Annotated in this window: 4 protein-coding genes; 1 reads left to right on the top strand and 3 read right to left on the bottom strand. The window is 70.6% G+C overall.

The window, feature by feature from the left end; genetic code table 11:
• Positions 1 to 38 precede the first annotated feature (38 nt).
• The 3 genes from BHU15_RS36700 to BHU15_RS36710 all read right to left on the bottom strand — a co-directional run bounded on the left by BHU15_RS36700 (position 39) and on the right by BHU15_RS36710 (position 2,869).
• On the bottom strand, positions 39 to 602 hold the full coding sequence (locus BHU15_RS36700; RefSeq protein WP_023537431.1) for a ferritin-like domain-containing protein: 564 nt from the start codon (positions 600 to 602) through the stop codon (positions 39 to 41).
• Between the two features lie 6 nt (positions 603 to 608).
• Positions 609 to 887: a DUF5133 domain-containing protein gene (locus tag BHU15_RS36705; protein WP_023537432.1), complete on the bottom strand. Its 279-nt coding sequence runs from the start codon at positions 885 to 887 to the stop codon at positions 609 to 611.
• A 137-nt stretch (positions 888 to 1,024) separates the two neighbouring features.
• Positions 1,025 to 2,869, bottom strand: coding sequence for a transketolase (locus BHU15_RS36710; RefSeq protein ID WP_069631037.1), 1,845 nt, complete (start codon positions 2,867 to 2,869; stop codon positions 1,025 to 1,027).
• Positions 2,870 to 3,070: 201 nt separating this feature from the next.
• On the opposite strand from BHU15_RS36710, the gene BHU15_RS36715 reads away from it, so the two are divergent.
• Complete coding sequence (locus tag BHU15_RS36715; RefSeq protein ID WP_069631038.1) at positions 3,071 to 3,898, top strand: helix-turn-helix domain-containing protein; 828 nt, start codon at positions 3,071 to 3,073, stop codon at positions 3,896 to 3,898.
• Positions 3,899 to 4,017: the final 119 nt, after the last annotated feature.

Consider the following 4,017-nt stretch of genomic DNA (forward strand, 5'->3'; position numbering starts at 1 on the left):
GCCGACGGCGGCGCCGTTTCCCGGGCCGGGCGGGTCCGTCAGGACGTGGTGGGCTTCGCGGACTTGGCGACGCCCGGCAGCCGCTCCAGCAGCCCCCGCAGATCGTCCGCGTGCTCCTCCTCCTGCGCGAGCAGATCCTCGAAGACCCGGCGGGTGGTGGGGTCGCCGGTGCCCAGCCACTGCGCGATCTCCGTGTACGAGGAGATGGCGACCCGCTCGGCCACCAGGTCCTCCTTGATCATCTCGATCAGGTCCATACTCGCGTCGTACTCCGCGTGCGAGCGCTTGGTCAGGGTGTCCGGGTTGAAGTCGGGCTCGCCACCGAGCTGTACGATCCGCTCGGCCAGCTTGTCCGCGTGCTCCTGCTCCTCGCCGGCGTGCTCCAGGAATTCGGCGGCGACCGGCTCCGCGTACAGCCCCGTCGCCGTGTAGTAGTGCCGCTTGTAGCGCAGGGTGCAGACGATCTCGGTGGCCAGCGCCTCGTTCAGCACCTGGATGACGCGCCCGACGTCCGCCCCGTAGGCGTCCGTCACGGGACCTTTCTCGATCTCCTTGCGCGCGCGGTCGCGAATGGTCTCGATGTCGGTGAGGAATTCGGCCATGACCGTTTACGTCCTTTCTTTCCTGCTGCTGTTGTGTCGACGGGTCCGCAGAATTCCCGGGGCCTGGAGTTTCCGGTCACCGCGCGGGCCTCTGCCGAGATACGTCTCCGCCGCGCGGATCGCGTCGTGGGCGGTGCGGTGCCCCATCAGCACGCACAGGGTGTAGGCGACGTCGTCCAGCCGTCGCCTACGCACCGGATTGTGCGGCTCTTGCAGGACCAGCTGCTCCCAGGTCCGGTAGCGGCGCAGAAGCTGGGCGAGCCCGGCCTTGTCCGGCAGAAGCATGCTCTTCTCCCGATTCCCGAAGTCGGCCCGGATGACCGGGCAACGGAAAACACGACGTTGTCCGGCTCGTCCACAGTGCGCCGTTCACCCGATGTCCGCAAATGGACACAATTGGTGACCGCTGACCCTCGGCGCCGTCAGCGCACCATTGCCGTTCCCGTCAGGAGCTTCACGGCGGCGGCGATCGAATCGGCGTCGATACCGGCGGCGCGCAGTTGCTCCCCGGGACTCGCCGAGCCGGGGATCTCCCGTACGCCGAGGCGCACCAGACGGGGCGCGGGGCGGCCGTCGGAGAAGACCTCCGCGACGGCGTCGCCCAGCCCGCCCTGCGGGTGGTGGTCCTCCACGGTGATCAGACAGCCGGTGTCGGCGGCGGCGGCCTGGAGCGTGACCTCGTCGGCCGGTTTGACCGAGTACATGTCGATGACCCGCACCGTGATGCCCTCGGCGGCCAGCAGATCCGCCGCCACCAGGCACTCGTGGACGGTGATCCCGGAGCCGACGAGCGTCATCCGGTCGTCGATGGAGTGCCGCAGCACCTTGCTCCCGCCGACCGGGAACTGCTCGTCGGGGCCGTAGATGACCAGCGTCTTCCCGCGCAGGGTACGCAGATAGCTGACGCCCTCCAGTTCGGCCATCGCGGCGACGAGCCGGGTCGTCTGGTTCGCGTCGCACGGCTGGAGCACCGTACTTCCGTGCAGGGAACGGAACATGGCGAGGTCTTCGAGACCCATCTGGGAGGGCCCGTCCTGGCCGATGGAGACACCGGCGTGCGAGCCGACGACGCTGATCGACGCCCGGCTGACGGTGGCCATCCGCAGGAAGTCGTGGGCGCGGGTCAGGAAGGCCGCGAAGGTGGAGGCGTACGGGATCTGCCCGCAGGCCTGCATGCCGACGGCGGCGGCCACCAGTTGCTGCTCGGCGATGTACAGCTCGAAGTACCGCTCGGGGTGCTCCTTCGAGAAGAACTCGGTACGGGTCGAGTCGCCGACCTCGCCGTCGAGCGCGACGATGTCGCCGCGCGCGCTGCCGAGCGCGGTCAGGGCCTGCCCGTACGCGTCACGGGTGGCGATCTCGTCGCCCACGGCGAACCGCGGCAGGTTCAGATGGCCGACCTCGGGCCGGGCGTCGGCCAGCGCGGAGGTGGGCTTGCGGACCTCGACCCGCATGGACCGCCGGCCGCCCAGCTCCTCGATGGCGCTCGCGGCGTCCGGGAGGGGCTTGCCGTGCATGCCCTCGCGGTCCTCGACGGCGGCGACTCCCCGGCCCTTCTTGGTGGCGGCGATGATGGCCGTCGGCTCCCCCATCGTGGAGCGCGCCTCCTCAAGGGCCGATTCGATCGCCTCGATGTCATGGCCGTCGATCTCGATGGTGTGCCAGCCGAAGGCGTGCAGCCTGCGGGCGTACGCGCCGAGGTCGTGGCCGTGGCGGGTGGGGCCGCGCTGGCCGAGCCTGTTCACGTCGATGATCATCGTCAGCGAGTCGAGATGCTGGTATCCGGCGTGCTCGGCGGCCTCCCAGATCGACCCCTCGGCCATCTCGCTGTCCCCACAGAGCACCCACACCCGGTACGGGGCCTTGCCGAGCCGCTGCCCGGCGAGCGCCATCCCGACGCCCACCGGCAGGCCCTGCCCGAGCGAACCGGTCGCGACGTCCACCCAGGGCAGCCGGGGTGTGGGGTGGCCTTCGAGGCGGCTGCCCTCCCGGCGGTAGGTGCGGAACTCCGTCTCGTCGATGGCGCCGGCCGCGAGATACATGGAGTACAGCAGGGGTGACGCGTGCCCCTTGGAGAAGATCAGCCGGTCGTTCCCGGGGTGGTCGGGCCGGTCGAAGTCGTAGGTGAGGTGGTTCGACAGCAGCACCGCGGCGATGTCGGCGGCGGACATCGACGAGGTGGGGTGTCCGGAGCCCGCCAGATCGGCGACACGGACCGAGTCGACCCTGAGCTGCTGCGCCAGTTCTGCCAGTAGTTCGGTACGCATGTCACTCCTCGGACTCACGGGATACGACCTCTCGGGAGACGGCCTCACGGAAGACGACCGGGTGCGGCTGCCGGGCCACGCCACTTCAACCCCTTATCCACCAGATTGCCCCACTTGAGGGAAGCCCGCAGAACGCGCGGCCGGAGCGCGCGGGCCCGCCGCCCCGCGCCGGTGCCCCGCGGGCCCGGCTACCGTCCACGTATGACATCTCGTACGACGGGGACCGGGGTCGGGCCACTGCTCAGGGGCTGGCGGGAACAGCGCCGGATCAGCCAGCTGGAGCTGGCACTGCGTGCCGACTCATCGGCGCGGCACATCAGCTTCGTGGAGACGGGCAGGTCCCGGCCGAGCGAAGCGATGATCCTGCGGCTCTCCGAGCACCTGGACATCCCCGTACGCGAGCGCAACGGCCTGCTGCTCGCGGCCGGGTACGCGCCCCGCTTCACCGAGACCGCGCTGGACGACCCGTCGATGGCGGTGGTGCGGGAGGCGCTGGAGCGGTTGCTGCGCGGGTACGAGCCGTATCCGGCGCTCGTCGTGGACGGGACGTACTCGCTGGTGGCGGCCAATCGGGGCCTCGCGCTGATCATGGAGGGCGTGCCCGAGCACCTGCTGGCGCCGCCGGTCAACGCGATGCGGGTCATCCTGCATCCGGAGGGGGCGGCGCGGCGCATCCGCAATTTCCGGCAGTGGCGCGGGCATCTGCTGGACCAGATGGAGCGGCAGATCGCGCTCGCCAGATCGGACGCGCTGCGGGCGCTGTACGAGGAGGTCGCCGCGTATCCGCCGCCGGAGGGGGTCGACGACGGCCTCGACGAGACCGAGGACGCCGAGGACACGGCGGCCTTCGCGCTCGGGAACTTCGCGCTGCCGCTGCGGATCGAGCACGGAGGCCAGGTCCTGACATTCCTGTCGTCCATCTCGACGTTCAACACACCGATGGACGTGACGGTCGCCGAGCTGGCGATCGAGACGTTCCTGCCGGCGGACCCGGCGACGGCGAAGTACCTCCAGTCGGCGCTGGGCTGAGGCCGGACCGGCCCACCGGTGCCCCGGCGGGCCGGTCCGGTGGCGGCCCTAGAGCGTGTCGTGTCCGTCCCGGCGGGTCTCGGACGTCCGCGCCCGGCCGGGACGGACACGACACGCTC

It is taken from the genome of Streptomyces niveus, assembly GCF_001723055.1.
Classification (GTDB): domain Bacteria; phylum Actinomycetota; class Actinomycetes; order Streptomycetales; family Streptomycetaceae; genus Streptomyces; species Streptomyces niveus.